At 69.2% G+C, this 17647-nt stretch carries 21 protein-coding genes; 12 read left to right on the forward strand and 9 right to left on the reverse strand.

Annotated elements, in window-relative coordinates:
* Positions 1–11 precede the first annotated feature (11 nt).
* Entirely contained in the window at positions 12–752 is a 741-nt protein-coding gene (gene bchM / locus KUG43_RS07875) for a magnesium protoporphyrin IX methyltransferase (RefSeq protein WP_216907840.1), read from the reverse strand.
* Between the two features lie 31 nt (positions 753–783).
* On the reverse strand, positions 784–1977 hold the full coding sequence (locus tag KUG43_RS07880) for an N-acetylglucosamine-6-phosphate deacetylase (protein ID WP_216907913.1): 1194 nt from the start codon (positions 1975–1977) through the stop codon (positions 784–786).
* Between the two features lie 49 nt (positions 1978–2026).
* Here KUG43_RS07880 and purE point away from each other — a divergent pair, with 49 nt between their 5' ends.
* Positions 2027–2584 (forward strand): 5-(carboxyamino)imidazole ribonucleotide mutase, encoded by a 558-nt coding sequence (gene purE, locus KUG43_RS07885; RefSeq protein ID WP_216907841.1) that lies wholly within the window; start codon positions 2027–2029, stop codon positions 2582–2584.
* 79 nt (positions 2585–2663) lie between these two features.
* Positions 2664–3749 (forward strand): AI-2E family transporter, encoded by a 1086-nt coding sequence (locus KUG43_RS07890; RefSeq protein WP_216907843.1) that lies wholly within the window; start codon positions 2664–2666, stop codon positions 3747–3749.
* Here KUG43_RS07890 and cysC read toward each other — a convergent pair.
* Genes cysC through KUG43_RS07905 form a run of 3 tightly spaced genes read right to left on the reverse strand, consistent with a single transcriptional unit; the run spans position 3724 to position 5605 of the window.
* Positions 3724–4350, reverse strand: coding sequence for an adenylyl-sulfate kinase (gene cysC, locus KUG43_RS07895; protein WP_216907845.1), 627 nt, complete (start codon positions 4348–4350; stop codon positions 3724–3726). The two genes, KUG43_RS07890 and cysC, sit on opposite strands and share 26 nt — an antisense overlap.
* A gap of 42 nt (positions 4351–4392) precedes the next feature.
* The gene (locus tag KUG43_RS07900) at positions 4393–4719 is read right to left on the reverse strand and encodes a translation initiation factor (RefSeq protein WP_216907847.1); all 327 of its coding nucleotides are present in this window, start codon (positions 4717–4719) and stop codon (positions 4393–4395) included.
* Complete coding sequence (locus KUG43_RS07905; RefSeq protein WP_216907849.1) at positions 4712–5605, reverse strand: phytanoyl-CoA dioxygenase family protein; 894 nt, start codon at positions 5603–5605, stop codon at positions 4712–4714. The genes KUG43_RS07900 and KUG43_RS07905 overlap by 8 nt, the downstream gene beginning before the upstream one ends.
* Before the next feature lie 256 nt (positions 5606–5861).
* Between KUG43_RS07905 and trpB the strand changes: the two genes are divergently transcribed.
* The gene (gene trpB / locus KUG43_RS07910) at positions 5862–7121 is read left to right on the forward strand and encodes a tryptophan synthase subunit beta (RefSeq protein ID WP_216907851.1); all 1260 of its coding nucleotides are present in this window, start codon (positions 5862–5864) and stop codon (positions 7119–7121) included.
* A gap of 30 nt (positions 7122–7151) precedes the next feature.
* Here the strand turns inward: trpB and KUG43_RS07915 are convergent, their stop codons facing one another.
* The 3 genes from KUG43_RS07915 to KUG43_RS07925 all read right to left on the reverse strand — a co-directional run bounded on the left by KUG43_RS07915 (position 7152) and on the right by KUG43_RS07925 (position 9389).
* Positions 7152–7937: a proteasome-type protease gene (locus KUG43_RS07915; RefSeq protein ID WP_216907853.1), complete on the reverse strand. Its 786-nt coding sequence runs from the start codon at positions 7935–7937 to the stop codon at positions 7152–7154.
* Entirely contained in the window at positions 7937–8947 is a 1011-nt protein-coding gene (locus tag KUG43_RS07920) for an HrcA family transcriptional regulator (RefSeq protein WP_216907855.1), read from the reverse strand. Before KUG43_RS07920 ends, KUG43_RS07915 begins: the two co-directional genes overlap by 1 nt.
* Before the next feature lie 79 nt (positions 8948–9026).
* Positions 9027–9389, reverse strand: a complete 363-nt coding sequence (locus KUG43_RS07925; RefSeq protein ID WP_216907857.1) for a rhodanese-like domain-containing protein — start codon at positions 9387–9389, stop codon at positions 9027–9029.
* A 55-nt stretch (positions 9390–9444) separates the two neighbouring features.
* Between KUG43_RS07925 and KUG43_RS07930 the strand changes: the two genes are divergently transcribed.
* The 9 genes from KUG43_RS07930 (at position 9445) to KUG43_RS07970 (ending at position 17321) form a co-directional block, all read left to right on the forward strand.
* Complete coding sequence (locus tag KUG43_RS07930) at positions 9445–11055, forward strand: DUF3352 domain-containing protein (RefSeq protein WP_216907859.1); 1611 nt, start codon at positions 9445–9447, stop codon at positions 11053–11055.
* 2 nt (positions 11056–11057) lie between these two features.
* Positions 11058–11582 (forward strand): phosphohistidine phosphatase SixA, encoded by a 525-nt coding sequence (sixA, locus tag KUG43_RS07935; protein ID WP_216907861.1) that lies wholly within the window; start codon positions 11058–11060, stop codon positions 11580–11582.
* Positions 11583–11650: 68 nt separating this feature from the next.
* The gene (locus KUG43_RS07940) at positions 11651–12862 is read left to right on the forward strand and encodes a citrate synthase (protein WP_286194535.1); all 1212 of its coding nucleotides are present in this window, start codon (positions 11651–11653) and stop codon (positions 12860–12862) included.
* Between the two features lie 39 nt (positions 12863–12901).
* Positions 12902–14053, forward strand: coding sequence for an NADH-quinone oxidoreductase subunit NuoH (gene nuoH / locus KUG43_RS07945; protein ID WP_216907863.1), 1152 nt, complete (start codon positions 12902–12904; stop codon positions 14051–14053).
* Positions 14054–14132: 79 nt separating this feature from the next.
* Complete coding sequence (ndhI, locus tag KUG43_RS07950) at positions 14133–14765, forward strand: NAD(P)H-quinone oxidoreductase subunit I (protein ID WP_216907865.1); 633 nt, start codon at positions 14133–14135, stop codon at positions 14763–14765.
* Positions 14765–15391: an NADH-quinone oxidoreductase subunit J gene (locus KUG43_RS07955; RefSeq protein ID WP_216907867.1), complete on the forward strand. Its 627-nt coding sequence runs from the start codon at positions 14765–14767 to the stop codon at positions 15389–15391. The genes ndhI and KUG43_RS07955 overlap by 1 nt, the downstream gene beginning before the upstream one ends.
* Positions 15388–15717 (forward strand): NADH-quinone oxidoreductase subunit NuoK, encoded by a 330-nt coding sequence (nuoK, locus tag KUG43_RS07960; protein ID WP_216907869.1) that lies wholly within the window; start codon positions 15388–15390, stop codon positions 15715–15717. Before KUG43_RS07955 ends, nuoK begins: the two co-directional genes overlap by 4 nt.
* A gap of 27 nt (positions 15718–15744) precedes the next feature.
* On the forward strand, positions 15745–16734 hold the full coding sequence (locus KUG43_RS07965; RefSeq protein WP_216907871.1) for an NAD(+) kinase: 990 nt from the start codon (positions 15745–15747) through the stop codon (positions 16732–16734).
* 32 nt (positions 16735–16766) lie between these two features.
* The gene (locus KUG43_RS07970; protein WP_216907873.1) at positions 16767–17321 is read left to right on the forward strand and encodes a CYTH domain-containing protein; all 555 of its coding nucleotides are present in this window, start codon (positions 16767–16769) and stop codon (positions 17319–17321) included.
* 2 nt (positions 17322–17323) lie between these two features.
* Here KUG43_RS07970 and pedR read toward each other — a convergent pair whose 3' ends face one another.
* Complete coding sequence (gene pedR, locus KUG43_RS07975; RefSeq protein WP_216907875.1) at positions 17324–17587, reverse strand: photosynthetic electron transport-dependent transcriptional regulator PedR; 264 nt, start codon at positions 17585–17587, stop codon at positions 17324–17326.
* Positions 17588–17647 lie beyond the last annotated feature (60 nt).

A 17647-nucleotide genomic window follows, 5' to 3' on the forward strand; every position in this document is an offset into this window, starting at 1 on the left:
CCGGTCGCTGGTCAGGCCGGGTCGCGCTCGAAGGCGATCAGCCGGGAGAAGTAGAAGGGGGCCTGGTTGAGGCTGCGGTGGACGGGGCGGAAGCCGGCGCTGGCGGCCGCCGCCACGATCCCGTCTTCCCGCAGGGTGTAGGCGCGGGTGGTCTTGCTCGGTCCGGGGAACAGCTGACCGATCTGCTTGAGCACCGCCAGCAGCGGCGTGTAGGGGGCGAAGCTGACGATCAGCTGGCGTTCGGCCATCGCCGCCAGATGCCGCACCATCGCTTCGGCCGCGGCCTGGGGGTAGTGGATGAAGACGTCCAGGCAGATCACCGTGTCGTAGCGACCCTGGAGGCTCTCCAGGTCGGAGACGCTGAAGCTGAGCCGCTCGGAAGCCAGGCCGGCCTCGGCGGCGCGGCGACTGGCCTCGGCCACCATGGCCGCCGAGAGATCGCTGGCGGCGATCGAGCCGGCCCCGAGGGCCGCCAGGGGCAGGCTGAGGCTGCCGACGCCGCAGCCCGCATCGCAGAAGCTGCGGCTCGCGAGGTCGCCCTGCTGCTGCAACCACGCCAGCACGGCGTCCACCGTCTTCTGGTGGCCGATGCGGATGTTGCGCTGGACCCGGTTCACCTCTTCGCTGTCGCTGTAGATGCGGTTCCAGCGTTCAAAGCCGGTGCTTTCGAAGTAGGCCTGCACCTCGGCCTTCTCGGCCTGCGTCTCAGCCTGTGCCTCGGCGGGCGCGGGGGGTTGCAGTTCCGGGGGCATGGGGCGCAGGGCCGTTCGGGTGGGCCGGATCCTAGGCAGGTGGGGCCTGGGGCACGGTTTCGGGGCGCCGCCAGTCCAGGCGCCCGTCGGCCGCCGTGCTCCAGCGCAGGGTGTCCGCCAGCGGCTGCCCCAGCAGCAGCTGCTCCAGCCGCCGCCGTTCCCCCAGCAGGCGCCGGGGGGCGAGGGTGGCCGCGGCGATCGAAGCGGCCACCTGGCCGCTCCAGCCGGCCAGCCGCCGCACCCCCTCCAGCAGCGGCAGGGTCACCCCGGCCAGGGTGCCGTCCTCCAAGCGGCAGCTGCCGTCCTGCACCAGCAGCAGCCGTTCGTCCCAGCGGTGGGTGCCGTCGGCCAGTCCGTAGGGGGCCAGGGCGTCGCTGACGATCACCACCTGGCGGGGCGCCAGCCGCTGCAGCAGCACCGCCATGGTGGGGTCCACGTGCACGCCGTCGGCGATCAGCCCCAGGGCCACCTCCCCCTGGCGCAGCGCGGCGCCGACGGGCCCCGGGGCGCGGTGGTGCAGCCCTGCCATAGCATTGAAGCTGTGGGTGAGCATCCCCACGCCCTGCGTGAAGGACTGGCTGGCCTGGGCCGCATCGGCGCCGCTGTGGCCCAGGCTGACCACCACGCCGGCGGCCTGCAGCGCCGCAATCACCTCGGCGGCCCCCTCCAGCTCCGGGGCCAGCGTCACCAGGGCGACATCGGCCTCCGGGCCGCCCGCGAAGCCGGCGATCAGCCGCTCGAGGGCGGCCCGGCTGGGGGCCTGCAGGTGCTGGGCCGGGTGGGCGCCGCGCCGCTCCGGGGCGAGGAACGGCCCCTCCAGATGGGCGCCCAGCAACCGGCAACGCCCTGGCCGGTGCCGGCGGCGGGCCTCGGCCAGCACCGCCAGGGCCTGGCGCAGGGCCTGCGGGTCGCAGGTCACCAGGGTGGGAGAGATGGCCTCCACCCCGTCCCTCCACAGCAGCTCCAGCAAGGCCTGCAGGCGGGGCAGATCGCTGGACGTGAGTTCGGGGAAGGCCAGGCCCAGGCCGCCGTTGATCTGCAGGTCGACCCCCCCCATGGACAGCCAGTCGCCGCCCCAGTCCTCGCCGGCGGCCCGGCTCCCCGGTGGCGTGGGCCGCACCCGGGCGATCAGCCCTTCGCTGTCGACACCAACTCTCCAGCGCGCCTCTGTTTCGTTGCAGGCCAGGTCGTCGCCCGCCAGTCGCAGGTTGGTCAGCCAGCGCATCCGGGCAGCCACGGGACGGGACAATGCCATCCTCGCCGTCCCCCGCCCCATGGATCCCGCTGCCCCAGCATCCGCGTCTGCCCCGCCGCCCCGGGTGGCGGTGGTGATGGGCAGCGATTCCGACCTGCCGACGCTGGAGCCGGCGGTGCGGATCCTGGAGCAGCTGGGGGTGGCCACCGAAGTGCGGGTGCTCTCGGCCCATCGCACCCCGCGGGAGATGGCGGCCTTCGCCGAGGCGGCCGCCTCCCGGGGCCTGCGGGTGATCATCGCCGGGGCGGGCGGCGCCGCCCACCTGCCCGGCATGGTGGCCGCCTTCTGCCTGCTGCCTGTCATTGGCGTGCCCGTGCGCAGCCAGGCCCTCTCCGGGGTGGATTCGCTGCATTCCATCGTGCAGATGCCGGCGGGGATCCCGGTGGCGACGGTGGCCATCGGTGGCGGTCTCAACGCCGGTCTGCTGGCGGCCTCGATCCTGGCCATTGCCGATCCCGTGCTCGCGCAGGCCCTGGAGGCCTACCGCCGTGGTCTGCACGATCAGGTGGTGGCCAAGGATGGGCGCCTGCAGGCCCTCGGCAGCGCTGCCTACCTGGAGGGGATGGGCCAGGGATGAAGCGCTGGCCGTTGCCGGCCCGGCAGGCCAAGCTGATGGGAGTTCATCGATCCACCGGGGGCGTGCCCGGCTCCCGCTGATGCTTGAGCGGCTGGTGCTGCCCCCATGGCTGCGGTTCTCGCTGGCCCTGCCCCTGCTGGTGCTCAACCTGTGGGTGCTGCGCCAGTTGCTGGTGCCCCTGGCGCCGTTCCCGGCCCTGTTCCTGACGGCCGCCCTGCTGGCCTTCCTGCTCGACATCCCTAGCCGCTGGTTGATCCAGCGCGGTCTGCCCCGGCCGGTGGCGCTGCTGCTGGTGCTGGGGCTGAGCCTCTCGGTGGTGGTGCTGGCCGTCCTGGTGCTGGTCCCCCGCCTGGTGGAGCAGCTGGGTGACCTGGTGCTGGCCCTTCCCAGCTGGCTGGCCCAGGGGGAAACCCTGCTGGGGCAGCTGCAGAGCTGGGCCACCGAGCGGGGGCTGCCCACCGACTTCGGGGGCCTCAGCAGCGAACTGATCACCCGCACCAGCAAGATTGCCTCCCAGCTCAGCCAGCAGGTGCTGGGGATCCTGGGGGCCACCGTCAGCATCACCGTCAACACGGTGATTGTCCTGGTGCTGGCGGTCTTTCTGCTGCTGGGCGGTGAGGGCATCGCCAAGGGGCTTGCCGAATGGCTGCCCCCTGGCACACGGTCTCTGGTTCTCAACACCCTGGACCGCACCTTCCGGGGCTATTTCGCCGGCCAGGTGGTGCTGGCCCTGATCCTCAGCGGTGCCCAGAGCCTGGTGTTCACCCTGCTCGGGATCCCCTATGGGGTGCTGTTCGCCGTGGCGATCGGCTACACCACGCTGATTCCCTATGCCAGTGCCCTCACCATCGTGGGGGTGAGCGTGCTGCTGGCGCTCCAGGATCCACGCACCGGCCTGGAGGTGCTGGCCGTGGCGATCACCGTCGGCCAGGTGGTCGACCAGGTGATCCAGCCGCGGCTGATGGGGTCGATCGTGGGGCTGCAGCCGGCCTGGTTGCTGATCAGCCTGCCGATCGGCGCCCGGCTGGGGGGGCTGCTGGGGCTCGGCGAACTGCTGGGCCTGCTGCTGGCGGTGCCGGTGGCCAGCTGTGCCAAGACCTTCCTTGATGCCTGGGCCCTGCGTCTTCGCGCCGAACCGTTCAGGGTTCCGCCGGCGCCGGAATGATGCCGCGCCGCTCCAGTTCGGCCATCACCTGGGCCACCGAGTCGTCGAGGCTCTGCTCACCCGTGGCCACCCGCAGCTCGGGGGCCTCGGGGGCTTCGTAGGGGCTGGAGATGCCGGTGAATTCCTTGATCTCCCCAGCCCGGGCCTTGGCGTAGAGGCCTTTGGTGTCCCGTTGTTCGCAGACCTCCAGGTCGGCAGCGCAGTGGATCTCGAGGAAATCGCCCGCCTCAACCAGCTCGCGGGCCCGCTGGCGGTCGGCCTGGAAGGGGGAGACGAAGGCGGTGAGCACCACCACCCCGGCATCCAGAAACAATTTCGCCACCTCACCGATCCGGCGGATGTTCTCCTCCCGGTCGGCGTCGGAGAAGCCCAGATCGCTGCAGAGCCCGTGGCGCACGTTGTCGCCATCCAGCACGTAACAGGCCAACCCCTGCTCGAACAGGGCCGAATTCACCGCGTTGGCCAGGGTGCTCTTCCCCGCCCCCGAGAGGCCCGTGAACCAGAGGATGGCGCTGCGGTGGCCCCGTTGGTGGGCCCGGGCGGCGCGGGTCACGGTCGAGTGGTGCCAGACGATGTTGGTGGCCTTGGCAGGCGAGGTCATCTCGGACACGGAACGCACAGAAGCATCGGGGCGCATTCTCCCCTACCCCCCTGCCTGCTTCGGCCGGAACCCCTGTGCCTCCAGCTCAGCCAGGGTGAGGGCCACCTGGTCGCCCTGGAGTTCGATCACCCCGTCTTTGAGGGTGCCGCCGGTGCCGGCGCGGGTCTTGAGCCGCTGCAGCAAGGCGCGGGCTTCGACGTCTGGAACCTCCAGCCCCGTGACCGCCGTGACCAGCTTGCCGCCCTTGCCCGCCTTGGTGCGCTGCACCCGCACCCGCTGCTGGGCCCTGGCCACGCCAGGGCCACCGGGGGACGCTGGCCGTTGCAGGCTCTCCGAGCTACTGAACTCCCTCCAACCGCCCTTAGCCATGGGTGCGGCCCCCCCTGAAGAGCTGCTTCATGCGGCGGCCGGCGGCGGACACCAACCGGGACGGCAAGGATCTGGATCGCATCGTTTCAGGTAGAGACGGCGGTTCGGAGAAGTCGTAGCCCTCCCCGACGCGATGGCGGGCCATGGCCTTGTGATTCGCGGCGGCGGTGTAGTGGCAGACGTAGGAGCGGCGGGTGCGCGAAGGATCGGCCATGGCGGTACCGCCGTGAATCAGCGCCCCGTGCCAGATCAGCAGGTCGCCGCGCCTGGGCAGGTAGATGCTCGGTGTCCAGCCCTGCTGGTTGATCAAGGCGCTCAGGTAATGCCCATACCCTGCGGCTGTCTGAGGGTCGGTGTTGCGGCTGGCCAGAATTCCGCCCTGGTTCCAGTCGTAGAACTGATGCTCCGCCAGGAGATGGGAACCCTTGTAATACACAAGCGGCCCGGCCTGATCGCTGATGTCTTCCAGGGGAATCCAGGCTGCGGCCAGATGGCCCAGCCGGTTGTGATGGTGCACATAGGAGAAGTCCTGGTGCAAGGATTGTTCGCTGCTTTTCCAGAAGGTGAGCGATTGAATCAGGGCCGGTGCCGATCCGAAGAGCTCATCGAGAAAAGCGATAATGGGCTTTGAGAAGGCAAGATCGCGGGCTGAATCGAAGTAGCGATGCAGGTCATTGAGCTTGAGCCCAGGTCCTGCCTGGCGCAAATCTGTGATACCCAACTTTGGAAGATTGCGTAGAACCCTGGCTTCGTAGTGATCGGCATTGCCGTCAATGCCGATCAGGCCATACAGCAGGGAGGCCTGGGCCAGGCGCGGCAGGTCGTCCAAGTCGGCGTCCACCCGATCGAGCAGGACAGGGTCCATCACCTGCGGAAAGATGATCACACCGTCCCGGAGGAACTGAAGCACTTGCTCTGAATAAATCTGGCTCGCTACTTCGGGCTGCTGACGATACAGCCGTTCCGCCAGTGTCAGGGTAGAGAGGTAGTGGCTGGGAAGCATCTCTGGCGTTCGTTTGGGGCTGGGCCGTCTCACCAGGTGATGCCCACGGTTCTGAGCTGGCACTCCGGAATCCGCGGAGCCGTCCCAGCCGTGCCGGGTGGTGCCTCCCTACTCTGAATCATCCCCTTCAGTACCTCCGGTGACCAGCACCGTCCCTACCCGCCGCGTCGATCCGGCCGAGCTGCAGCCGTCGGTCCGCCCGGATGGCCTGGGCCGTTTCGGCCCCTTCGGCGGTCAGTACGTGCCCGAAACCCTGATGCCCGCCCTGGCGGAGCTGGAGGCCGCCGCCGCCGAGGCCTGGGCCGATCCCGCCTTCACCGCCCGGCTGGACCACCTGCTGCGTCATTACGTCGGGCGACCCACGCCGCTCTATGAAGCCGAGCGCCTCACGGCCCATTACCGCCGTCCAGAGGGGGGACCGCGCCTGTGGCTGAAGCGCGAGGACCTCAATCACACCGGCGCCCACAAGATCAACAACGCCCTGGGCCAGGCCCTGCTGGCGTTGCGGATGGGTAAGCAGCGGATCATCGCCGAAACCGGCGCCGGCCAGCATGGCGTCGCCACTGCCACGGTCTGCGCCCGCTTCGGGCTGGAGTGCGTCATTTACATGGGCGCCGAAGACATGCGCCGCCAGGCCCTGAACGTGTTCCGGATGCGCTTGCTGGGGGCCACCGTCCAGCCCGTCACCGCCGGCACCGCCACTCTCAAGGACGCCACCAGCGAAGCCATCCGCGACTGGGTCACCAACGTGGAGACGACCCATTACATCCTCGGCTCGGTGGCCGGTCCGCACCCCTACCCGATGCTGGTGCGCGATTTCCATGCCGTGATCGGCCAGGAAGCCAGGGCCCAGTGCCTCGAAGCCTTCGGCCGGCTGCCGGATGTGCTGATCGCCTGTGTGGGCGGCGGCTCCAACGCCATGGGCCTGTTCCACCCCTTCGTTGAGGACGCCGAGGTGCGTCTGATCGGCGTGGAGGCGGCCGGCGAGGGTGTGGCCACGGGCCGCCATGCCGCCACGATCACCGAAGGGCGGGTGGGGGTGCTGCACGGCGCCATGAGCCTGCTGCTGCAGGACGACGAAGGCCAGGTGCAGGAGGCCCATTCGATCAGTGCCGGCCTCGATTACCCGGGCGTGGGGCCGGAGCACAGCTACCTCAAGGGCATCGGCCGGGCGGAGTACGCCGCCGTCACCGACGCCCAGGCCCTTGAAGCCCTGCAACGGGTGAGCGAACTGGAGGGCATCATCCCTGCCCTGGAGACGGCCCATGCCTTCGCCTGGCTGGAATCGCTCTGCCCCACCCTCGCCCCCGGCACCGAAGTGGTGCTCAACCTCTCCGGCCGCGGCGACAAGGACGTCAACACGGTGGCGGAGAAGCTGGGCGACGGCCTGGCCGGATAGGTTTCCCGCCCCGCTCGCCAGGCTGTGGCCTCAGAGCGGATCCTGCTCCCAGGGGAAACGGGGCAGCTTGTTGAGGCCCTCCTGCATGTGGCGGGCCCACACATCCATGGTGTGCTGGATCTCCGGGGCCTCCTTTTCGAGTTTGAGGTGGCGGCCCACCTTGAATTCGTCACGGCGCACTAGGGCGATCTCGAAGGGTGGCCCCACGGTGAGATTGGAGCGGCGGGTCACGATCTCTGACACCAGGCAGAGGCGCGCCGCATCCTCCAGGGAGAGGTCCGGTCTGCCGATGTAATCGAGGGGAGGCTTGCCGTACTTGGTTTCGCCGATCTGCAGGAAGGGGGTGTCGGCGGTGGCCATGATCGCGTTGCCCTGGGGATACACCATGTAGAGCCCGTGGGGCTGGCCGGCGATCTGGCCGCCCAGGATGAAGCTGGCCTCGCCGCTGGCACCCGCCTGGCGCAGGTTGGGATTGAACTCCTTCTGGACCATCACATTGAGGCGGCCGATGTAATCGGCCACCTCAAACAGATAACGGGCGGTGAGCATGCTCGGTCCGGCCGGGGGGTCGTCCTGGCGGCTCCACTGGGGACTGGGACCGGCTCCGTGGTTCTCGATGTCGCGGCGGATGCGATTGAGCACGGCCTGGGTGGTGCCCAGATTGCCGGCTGCCATCAGCACGAACAGCCGATCCGGAGCCGGCGCCAGCACATGCATCTTGCTGTAGCTGGAGATGTAATCGACGCCTGCGTTGGTGCGGGAGTCGGAGGCGAACACCAGGCCGCTCTGGAGCAGAAAACCGAGGCAATAGGTCATCAGCTGAGCAGCCTCTCCAGGATCGAGGCCACCGACTGGACCGCTGCGCGGGCGGTGGCGTAGGCCATGCGCATCGGCCCCACCAGTGCCACCTGGCCGCGGCCGCCGTGGCCCGTGCGGTAGGTGGCCTGGACCACCGAGCACTGGCCGAGGGCGGCGTGGGGGTGTTCTGTGCCGATCCAGATCGCGTCGCTGGCGATGGCGGCAGGGTCGCCGGTGAGCCCCAGCAGGGTGCGGGGGCCATGCTCCACCAGCTGCACCACCGGAAGGAGGGTGGAGCTGTGGCTGAATTCCGGCTGGGCCAGCAGACCCCCCAGGCCGGCCGCGACAACGGCGTCGAGCTCCTCGCTGCGGATGCGGCTGTGGCTGTCGAGGGCCTGGCGCAGCAGGCCGCCGCTGCGGCGCAGTTCTGCCGGCAGTCGCTCCCAGGGGATGCGCCCGTCGCCGTTGGCGCGGAGCTGTTGGTTGCTCCAGCGCTCCAGGATCGGCAGCTCCTCCTCCAGCCCGGCCCCAAGACGCAGATTCAGGCTGGTGCTGAAGTCCGGTCCCTGGACGAGGAACACCAGGAGGCGGTCGCCGCTGGGCACCAGCCGCACCGCCTGCAACAGAGGACTGGGGCGCTGGGGTCGGGTGATCAGGCTGAGCAGGCCGGTGAGGTCGGCCAGGCGGCGGGCCAGGTGCAGCAGCAGATCATCCAGGGCGGCCCACTGCAGACTGATTCCGGCCAGCTCCCGATCCAGCTGCAGGGCGGCGGCGCCCGGGGCCGGCAACAACTGATCGACGTAGAGGCGGTAGCCCCGCTGGCTGGGGATCCGGCCGGCGGAGGTGTGGGGCTGGGTCAGCAGGCCGCGTTGTTCCAGGGCCCCCATGGCCGTGCGCACGGTGGCGGGGCTGGCGGGCAGCCCGAAGCGACGCACCAGCGTGCTGCTGCCCACGGGCTCGACGGTGTCCACGTAGTGCCGCACCGTGGCCCGGAGGACCTCCTGTTGTCGGCGCGGCAGCGTGTCCAAGGACGGTGGGGAAACAGCAAAGAAAAGAGATCATTAATCCTAGGTATGCGGAGTGCCTCCCCAGGCCCGGCACGGGGGCTCAGTAACGGGGAACCTGGGGATCCACCTCCCGGCTCCAGGCGTCGATGCCCCCCTTCAGGTTCCAGACCTCCCCAAAGCCCTGTTCCTGGATAAGCCAGCAGCCGAAGTCCCAGCTGCGGATGCCGGCATGGCAGAGCACCACCAACGGCTCCTGCCGGTCGAGCATGGTCTCCAGTCGTGGCAGCCACTCCCGGTGGCGGCTCAGGGGCAGATGCAGCACCTCAAGCGGCAACCTGGCCAGGGCCAGTTCTCCGTCCTCGCGCACATCCACGATCCGGAGCGGCTCGCCGGCCTCGAGGCGCCGTTGCAGCTCCGCGGCGGTGAGCGTCCGGGGGGTCCCCGGGCGGGTCGTCTCGTCCATGGCGGGCGTCGGAGGGGGGGGTGGCGTCAGGATGGTCCCATCCTGCTGAGTACGCATGAAGGCCCGCCCATTCCTGGCGGTGCTGCTGGCCCTGGTGCTGGTGGTGTTCGGACTGGGGCTCGGTGGCTGGTGGCTGGTGTGGCAGCGCAGTGCCCTGCGGTTGCAGCGCCTGCCGCTCGTGGTGCCGCGTGCTGCCCAGTTCGTGCCTCGGGATGCTCCCCTCAGCTTCCATTTGTTCAGCGACGGCGACCAGCCCCTGGACTACGCCCGTGCCGTCGCCCCGCCCCGCCAGCGGCGCCAGGCGGCGGCCGCGGTCGGCCGGCTGCGCGACGGGGCCTTCGCCGCGGCGGGTCTTGACTACGAAGCGGAACTGCGCTCCTGGCTGGCGGCACCCGTGGGCCTGGCCCTGTTCGAGGCGGACGCCGGCGCCGCCGCAGGGGGCTCAAAGGGCGGCTGGCTGCTGGCCCTGGGCAGCCGCGATGATGACGGCGCCCGCCAGTTTCTGCAGCGCTTCTGGCAGACCCGCAGCCTGGCGGGCACGGATCTCCAGATCAGCACCTACCGGGGTATGGGTCTGATCAGCGGCCGGGGGGCCCTGCTGGGCCGCACACCGATGCCGCTGGCCACGGCTCTGGTGGATGACGACCTTGTCCTGATCGCCTCGGGGCGGGGTGTGCTGGAGCAGGCGCTGGATGTGTCCCAGATCCCTGAGCTCAATCAGGCCGGCCAGGCGTCCTTCCAGGAGGGTCTGCGGCGACTCGGCACCGGCGCTGCCCTGCTCCAGGCTTCCCCCGGCGCCCTGGAGCGCTGGCTGGGGCTGCCGCTGCCCGCCCCTGCCGACCAGCGGCCCGGTGGGCTGCTGCTGGCCCTGCGACCCGACGGTCAAAGCCTGCGGCTGTCCGCCCTGCTCGGCCTGCCGGCGGAGATCGCCCTGCCGGAGATCGGCGCCGACGCAGGCCTGGGCCAGGCCCTGCTGGCCGCCCTGCAGCGTCCCGCCGCCAGCCTCGCCCTGGTGCAGGATCCCGCCACCCTGGCCACGATCCCGTTGCTGCAGCCGCTGCTTGAGCGCCTGGTGGGGGCGGCGGATGCCGCGGGTCCGGTGCCCGCGCTGGTCGTTGGTTCCGACGGGGGACCGCTGCTGGCCGCCGCCAGCGGCAATCGCTGGTTGCTGGGTACGGCGGCGGACCGGCCGGAGCCCTCGGTGCTGGAGGCGGCCCTGGCGGCCGATGGCCTGATCGCCGCCCCCCTCGAGGTCGACGGCCACCCGCTGCTGGCCTGGACCCGGCTGCAGGCCAGCCCGGGCCGCCGCGACGGCAGGTCGGAGCAGTTGCAGGCGCCCCTGCTGGGCTGGCGCTGGCAGCGGGGCGACCAGGCCTGGTGGGGGGAGTCGCTCGGCCAGCTGGAGAGTCTGGATGGGCCGCAAAAAGGGGGGGCTGGCCGTCTGCAGGGGCAGTTGGCGGCGCTTGCGGTTCCGGAGGCGTCCCTGCAATGGGCCCTGGATGGTCCGCGGGCCCGTGACCTGCTGGCGGCCTGGAGGCCCTGGCAACGCCTCACCGCCCTTGCCGGGGGGCCGCTCAGTGAGCCGATCAGCGGCCTGGCCCTGGCGCTGGAGGGAGAGCCCGGTCTCCTGGCGGTGGAAGCGCGCCTCGACTTCGGAGCCGCCTGACCATGGCACCACCCGTCTGGGAGCTGCTCCTGCTGCGCCACGGCATCGCCGAGGAGCGCAGCCCTGCCAGGGTCGATGCCAGGCGGGAGCTCACCGCCGCTGGCCGCTCCCGCACCCAGGCGGTGCTGGAGCGGGCCGTCCAACTGGGTCTGCGGGCCGATCGCCTCTTCTCCAGTCCCCTGGCCCGGGCCTGGCAAACCGCCGAGATCGCCCGGATGGTGGGCCTGGCCCCCGCCCTTGAGCTGGCCCAGATCCTGGAGCCCGGCGGGGATCCCCTGCCCCTGCTGCCGGCCTGGTTCAGCCAGGGCGATGAAGCGCCATCCTGCCGGCTGCTTCTGGTGGGCCATGAGCCGGATCTGGGGCTGCTGGCGTCCCGCCTGCTCGGGGCGCCCCCCGGTGCCATCGCCTTGCGCAAGGCGGGTCTGGCCCTGCTGCGCCTCCCCGTGGTGGAAGCCGGCGGTTCGCTGGCCGGCACGGCCCGCCTGGAGTGGTTGGTCCGCCCCGGGCTCTGGCTGCCCCGCCCCTGAGCCGGCAGCGGGCGCTACGCCAGGTGCCGGTTCCTGCGCCTAAGTTCATCCCATCCACAGGAAGCGGCATGGCGGCGGCGAGCACCCCAGAGGCGAGCGACCCTCAGGGCACCCCTCCCTTGCCGTCGGCGCCGGCACCCCCCACCTTCCGCCCCGGGCTCGAGGGGGTGCCGGCCACCCAGTCCGCCATCTGCGACATCGAGGGGCAACGGGGACTGCTCACCTACCGGGGCTACCCGATCGAGCAGCTCGCCAGCCACAGCAGCTTCCTCGAAACCGCCTATCTGCTGATCTGGGGCGAGTTGCCGACGATCTTCCAGCTGCGTGAATTCGAGCAGGAGGTGCAGATGCACCGGCGGCTCAGCTTCCGCATCCGCGACATGATGAAGTGCTTTCCGGCCACCGGCCATCCGATGGATGCCCTGCAGGCCAGTGCGGCGTCCCTGGGGCTCTTCTATTCACGGCGTGCTCTGTACGACCCCCAGTACATCGTCGATGCGGTGGTGCGGCTGATTGCCAAGATCCCCACGATGGTGGCGGCGTTCCAGCTGATCCGGAAGGGGCAGGATCCGATCCAGCCCCGGGACGACCTGGCCTATTCGGCCAACTTTCTCTACATGCTCACGGAGCGGGAGCCCGATCCCCTGGCGGCGCGGATCTTCGATGCCTGCCTGATCCTGCACGCCGAGCACAGCCTCAACGCCAGCACCTTCAGTGCCCGGGTCACCGCCAGTACTCTCACCGACCCCTACGCCGTGGTCGCCTCTGCCGTGGGCACCCTGGCCGGTCCCCTGCATGGCGGCGCCAACGAGGACGTGCTCGACATGCTCGACCAGATCGGCAGCATCGACCAGGTGGAGCCCTGGCTCGACCGGGCCATCGCCCAGAAGCAGAAGATCATGGGCTTCGGCCATCGCGAGTACCGCGTCAAAGACCCCCGGGCCGTGATCCTGCAGGGCCTGGCCGAGGAGCTCTTCCAGCGCTTTGGCCACGACGCCATGTACGACGTGGCCCTCAAGCTCGAGGAGGTTGCGGAGCGGCGGCTCGGGCCGAAGGGCATCTTCCCCAACGTCGACTTCTATTCCGGGCTGGTTTACCGAAAGCTCGGTATTCCCCGCGACCTGTTCACCCCCATCTTTGCCATCGCCCGTACGGCAGGATGGCTGGCCCACTGGAAGGAACAACTGGGTGCCAACCGCATCTACCGTCCCTCGCAGATCTACACCGGTCCCGTTGAACGGGGCTGGTTGCCCCTGGAAAGCCGTCCGGTTCCTGGCTGACCCCGTTTCCACCTAGGTTCCCCCCACCGGAGTTCTCTGATGCTGTCCACTGGCCTGCTGGGTGCCGCCGTCGCTCCCCCTGGTCTCGATCTCCAGTCGAGCTTCATCGACCTGGCCCAGGCCATGGGCCTCACCGCCGGTGCCGCCCGCCTGCTCTGGTTGCCGCTGCCGATGGTGCTGGTGCTGGTGGGGGCCGTGGTCGGCGTCCTTGTGAGTGTCTGGCTGGAGCGGAAGATCTCCGCGGCGGTGCAGCAGCGCATCGGGCCCGAATATGCCGGCGCCCTGGGCGTGCTTCAGCCCCTGGCCGACGGCCTCAAGCTGGTGTTCAAGGAGGACATCATCCCCGCCAGAGCCGACTCCGTGCTCTTCAGCCTCGGCCCGGTGCTGGTGGTGGTGCCGGTGATCCTGTCCTGGCTGGTGGTGCCGTTCGGCCAGAACCTGCTGATCAGCAACGTGGGGGTGGGCATCTTCCTGTGGATCGCCCTGAGCAGCATCCAGCCGATCGGCCTGCTGATGAGCGGCTACTCCAGCAACAACAAGTACTCCCTGCTCGGGGGCCTGCGGGCGGCGGCCCAGTCGATCAGCTACGAGATCCCCCTGGCCCTGGCGGTGCTGGCCGTGGTGATGATGAGCAACTCCCTCAGCACTGTCGACATCGTTGCCCAGCAGACCGGAGCTGGCATCCTGAGCTGGAACATCTGGCGCCAGCCTGTCGGCTTCGTGATCTTCTGGATCTGCGCCCTGGCGGAGTGCGAGCGCCTTCCCTTCGACCTGCCGGAGGCCGAGGAGGAACTGGTGGCCGGCTACCAGACGGAGTACTCCGGTATGAAGTTCGCCCTGTTCTATCTGGGCAGCTACATCAACCTGGTGCTGTCGGCCCTGCTGGTGTCAGTGCTCTACCTGGGCGGCTGGAGCTTCCCTGTGCCCGTCGAGTGGATCACCGGCTGGCTCGGGGTCTCCCCCGATGCCCCCCTGGTCCAGGTGATCACCGGTTCGATCGGCATCGTCAGCACGATCCTGAAGGCCTACCTGCTGGTGTTCTTCGCGATCCTGCTGCGCTGGACCACCCCACGGGTGCGGATCGACCAACTGCTCGATCTGGGCTGGAAGTTCCTGCTGCCGATCGCCCTGGTCAACCTCCTGGTCACCGCCGGCCTCAAGCTGGCCTTCCCCGTCGCCTTCGGCGGCTGATCCGGTCGCGCCGATACCAACGGCGCTGCGCCCCTAGGGCCATCATGGTCCCCATCCCGTAACCCCCTCGCCCCCAGCCATGTTCGGGTTTCTCAAACAAGTCGGTGACTACACCCGGGAGGCGGTGAGCGCGGCCCAGACCATGACCCAGGGTCTGGCGGTCACCTTCGACCACCTGCGCCGGCGCCCGATCACGGTGCAGTACCCCTACGAGAAGTTGATCCCCTCCGAGCGTTACCGGGGCCGGATCCACTACGAACTCGACAAGTGCATCTCCTGCGAGGTGTGTGTGCGGGTGTGCCCCATCAACCTGCCGGTGGTGGATTGGGTGATGAACAAGGCCACCAAGAAGAAGGAGCTGCGCAACTACTCGATCGATTTCGGGGTGTGCATCTTCTGCGGCAACTGTGTGGAGTACTGCCCCACCAACTGCCTCTCCATGACCGAGGAGTACGAGCTGGCGGCCTTTGACCGCCACAGCCTCAACTACGACAACGTCGCCCTTGGCCGCCTGCCCACCAGCGTCACTTCCGATCCGGCGGTGTTTGCCCTGCGGGAGCTGGCCTACCTTCCCAAGGGCGCCCTGGACCCCCATGGGGTGCCCGCCAGCGAGCCCCGTGCGGGCCAGCTGCCTTCCCAGGTGCTGGAATCCCTCCAGAAGGAGCCAGCCCCCAGCGGCGGCGCCCCTTCCGACAGCACCGGAGAGTCCTGATGTCGATCGCCTCCACCACCCAGCAGATCTGCTTCCTCGTGCTCTCGGCCACCACCGTGGTCGGCTCGCTCGGCGTGGTCCTGCTGCCCAACATCGTCTACTCCGCCTTCCTGCTGGGCGGTGTCTTTCTTTCGGTTGCCGGGCTGTATCTGCTGCTCAACGCCAGCTTCGTCGCGGCGGCCCAGATCCTCGTCTATGTGGGCGCGGTCAATGTGCTGATCCTGTTCGCGATCATGCTCGTCAACAAGCAGGAAACCCTCGCCGCGATCCCTGGGCTGCTGGTGCGTCGGCTTCTTTCGGGGGCCGTCTGCGCCGGCCTTTTCGCCCTGCTGCTGCGGGTGGCCTTCACCACCACCTGGGCGCTGCCGGGCCCGACGCCCGTCGGCGAAGAGGCCACCATTCGCATTGGCGAGCACCTGTTCACCGATTACCTGCTGCCGTTTGAGCTGGCCTCGGTGCTGCTGCTGATGGCGATGATCGGGGCCATCGTGCTGGCTCGCCGCGACGTCTTCAGCACCGACGTGATCACCGGTGAGCCGGCCGATCAGGGACTGATCGAAAAGGACCGCACGCCCCTGCTGATCGAGAAATCCGCCCCCGCGCCCACCCTCCTTTCCAAGCCATGAGCACCGACCTCGCCTCTCCGATTCCGCTCGAGGCCTTTCTCTCGGTCGCGGCCATGTTGTTCTGCGTCGGCGTCTGGGGGTTGATCAACAGCCGCAACGCCGTGCGGGTGCTGATGAGCATCGAGTTGATGCTGAACGCCGTCAACATCAACCTGATGGCCTTCTCCAACTACCTCGATGGCCAGCTGATCCGCGGCCAGGTGTTCGCTATCTTCGTGATCACCGTGGCGGCAGCTGAAGCGGCCGTCGGCCTGGCCATCCTGCTGTCGCTCTATCGCAACAGGGAAACAGTGGACATGGAGCGGTTCAACCTGCTGCGCTGGTAGCCGTGCACGTCTCATGCCATCCGGCCCATGCAGCTTGAGCGGGTCTGGCTGATCCTTCGCAAGGGCAGTCAGGCGGCCCAGCGACAGGCCCGACGCTGTGCCCAGGACCTGCGCTCCCAGGGTGTCATCGTCACCACCGCCGTCAGCGGCCTGGGCTTGAATCCCTTCCCTGGCCTGCTGGCCACCGAGAGCGATCTTCCCGACCTGGCCATTGTCCTCGGTGGCGATGGCACGGTCCTGGCGGCGGCTCGCCACCTGGCCAGCTTTGCTGTGCCGGTGCTCAGCTTCAACGTCGGCGGTCACCTGGGCTTCCTCACCCATGAACGGCGCCTGCTGCGGTTGCGGGGCGAGGCCAACGGGGAAGCCGGCAGCCACGACCCCGACGACACCCTCTGGCAACGCCTGCGGGACGACCGCTTCGCGATCGAGAAGCGCATGATGCTGGAAGCCCGGATCGATCGTGGCGACGGTGTGCCCCTGGAGGGAGACGTCCCCGCAGACGGCGAGCTGAACGGGGTCGGCGATGGACCCCATGGCGCCCTCAACGATTTCTACTTCCGTCCGTACCTCGATGAGCTTTCTCCCACCTGCATGTTGGAGCTGGAGATCGACGGGGAGGTGGTGGACCAGTACCGGGGCGACGGCCTGATCATCGCCACCCCCACGGGCTCCACCGGCTACGCGATGGCCGCCGGTGGACCGATCCTGCATCCGGGCATTGAAGCGATCGTGGTCACACCGATCTGCCCGATGAGTCTCTCCAGCCGGGCGGTGGTGGTCCCTCCCGGTTCGCGGCTGTCGGTCTGGCCCCTGGGGGAGACCAGCCGTCGGGTCAAGCTCTGGAAGGACGGAGCCCATGCCACCGTGCTCGAACCGGGCGATCGCTGCGTCCTGCAGCGGGGGCGCCACCCCGTGCTGATGCTCCAGTTGGAGCAGAGCCCCTCGTACTACAGCACCCTCACCCACAAGCTCCACTGGGCCGGCAGCCTCACCGCTGGTGAACCGTCCCGCAACTGAACAGCTCCGCTCCGCCCTGCCACCCCCTCCCCATGGCCCTGGAAATCGAGCGTCGCTTCCTCGTCAGCGGCGACCAATGGCGCTCCCATGCCCACCGGGCCAGGGCCATCCGCCAGGCTTATCTCTCAACCGGTAACGGGGAGCTCACCCTGCGGGTGCGGCTGGCCAGGGCCCCTGATGGTGCCATGGAGGCGTTTCTCACCCTCAAGCTGCCGGCCGCCGACGCGGTGGCGGCGTCAGCCTCCGCCGGTCAGGCCCTGACACGGCAGGAGTACGAGTACCCGATTCCGGCCATCGATGCTGAGGCCCTGTTGGAGCAATCCGTCCATCAGGTGAGCAAGACGCGGTACGGCCTGGATCTGCCCGGTGGCGACTGGGTGCTGGATGTGTTCGAGGCCGACAATGCCCCCCTGGTGGTGGCGGAGGTGGAACTGGAGCGGGCCGATCAGGCGGTGGCCGTTCCCGCCTGGTGCTCCAGGGAGATCACGGGGCGCCGCGACCTCAGCAATGCGGCCCTGGCGCACCGTCCGCTGGTGGCGTGGCCGGTGGCCGAACGGGAGTCTCTCCTGCTGCCCCGCAGTGGCTGAGCTCAGCTGGGCCTGGAAGGATCGACATGGGGCAGGGCGCAGCAGTTGAAGCCGTCGCGGCAGATCTTGCCGTGGTCCATGGCCCAGTTCAGCAGGGCCACCCGGTTCTTGGCGCCGGTCTTGGTGAAGATGTTGCTGACGTGGTTGTCGACGGTGCGCTTGCTGATGGTCAGCTGGCCAGCGATCTCCAGGTTGGTGAGGCCCGTGGCCACCAGCTCGATGATCTCGAGTTCCCTCTCTGATAACTCGCTGCGTAGATGAACCATGGGCCGCTCCGGGGACGGGGGCATCGATGGTGCCGGGGGCTTGCGCTCAGCCATCGGCTC

The sequence above is a fragment of the Synechococcus sp. CCY 0621 genome (genome assembly GCF_019038465.1).
Taxonomy (GTDB): Bacteria; Cyanobacteriota; Cyanobacteriia; order PCC-6307; family Cyanobiaceae; genus Cyanobium.

What these genes read in the sequence shown, in the direction of transcription:
- bchM (WP_216907840.1), bottom strand. Translation starts at nt 752, where the DNA reads ATGCCCCCGGAACTGCAACCCCCCGCGCCCGCCGAGGCACAGGCTGAG.
- KUG43_RS07880 (WP_216907913.1), bottom strand. Translation starts at nt 1,977, where the DNA reads ATGCGCTGGCTGACCAACCTGCGACTGGCGGGCGACGACCTGGCCTGC.
- purE (WP_216907841.1), top strand. Translation starts at nt 2,027, where the DNA reads ATGGATCCCGCTGCCCCAGCATCCGCGTCTGCCCCGCCGCCCCGGGTG.
- KUG43_RS07890 (WP_216907843.1), top strand. Translation starts at nt 2,664, where the DNA reads ATGCTTGAGCGGCTGGTGCTGCCCCCATGGCTGCGGTTCTCGCTGGCC.
- cysC (WP_216907845.1), bottom strand. Translation starts at nt 4,350, where the DNA reads ATGACCTCGCCTGCCAAGGCCACCAACATCGTCTGGCACCACTCGACC.
- KUG43_RS07900 (WP_216907847.1), bottom strand. Translation starts at nt 4,719, where the DNA reads ATGGCTAAGGGCGGTTGGAGGGAGTTCAGTAGCTCGGAGAGCCTGCAA.
- KUG43_RS07915 (WP_216907853.1), bottom strand. Translation starts at nt 7,937, where the DNA reads ATGACCTATTGCCTCGGTTTTCTGCTCCAGAGCGGCCTGGTGTTCGCC.
- KUG43_RS07925 (WP_216907857.1), bottom strand. Translation starts at nt 9,389, where the DNA reads ATGGACGAGACGACCCGCCCGGGGACCCCCCGGACGCTCACCGCCGCG.
- KUG43_RS07930 (WP_216907859.1), top strand. Translation starts at nt 9,445, where the DNA reads ATGAAGGCCCGCCCATTCCTGGCGGTGCTGCTGGCCCTGGTGCTGGTG.
- sixA (WP_216907861.1), top strand. Translation starts at nt 11,058, where the DNA reads ATGGCACCACCCGTCTGGGAGCTGCTCCTGCTGCGCCACGGCATCGCC.
- KUG43_RS07940 (WP_286194535.1), top strand. Translation starts at nt 11,651, where the DNA reads ATGGCGGCGGCGAGCACCCCAGAGGCGAGCGACCCTCAGGGCACCCCT.
- nuoH (WP_216907863.1), top strand. Translation starts at nt 12,902, where the DNA reads ATGCTGTCCACTGGCCTGCTGGGTGCCGCCGTCGCTCCCCCTGGTCTC.
- ndhI (WP_216907865.1), top strand. Translation starts at nt 14,133, where the DNA reads ATGTTCGGGTTTCTCAAACAAGTCGGTGACTACACCCGGGAGGCGGTG.
- KUG43_RS07955 (WP_216907867.1), top strand. Translation starts at nt 14,765, where the DNA reads ATGTCGATCGCCTCCACCACCCAGCAGATCTGCTTCCTCGTGCTCTCG.
- nuoK (WP_216907869.1), top strand. Translation starts at nt 15,388, where the DNA reads ATGAGCACCGACCTCGCCTCTCCGATTCCGCTCGAGGCCTTTCTCTCG.
- KUG43_RS07965 (WP_216907871.1), top strand. Translation starts at nt 15,745, where the DNA reads ATGCAGCTTGAGCGGGTCTGGCTGATCCTTCGCAAGGGCAGTCAGGCG.
- KUG43_RS07970 (WP_216907873.1), top strand. Translation starts at nt 16,767, where the DNA reads ATGGCCCTGGAAATCGAGCGTCGCTTCCTCGTCAGCGGCGACCAATGG.
- pedR (WP_216907875.1), bottom strand. Translation starts at nt 17,587, where the DNA reads ATGGTTCATCTACGCAGCGAGTTATCAGAGAGGGAACTCGAGATCATC.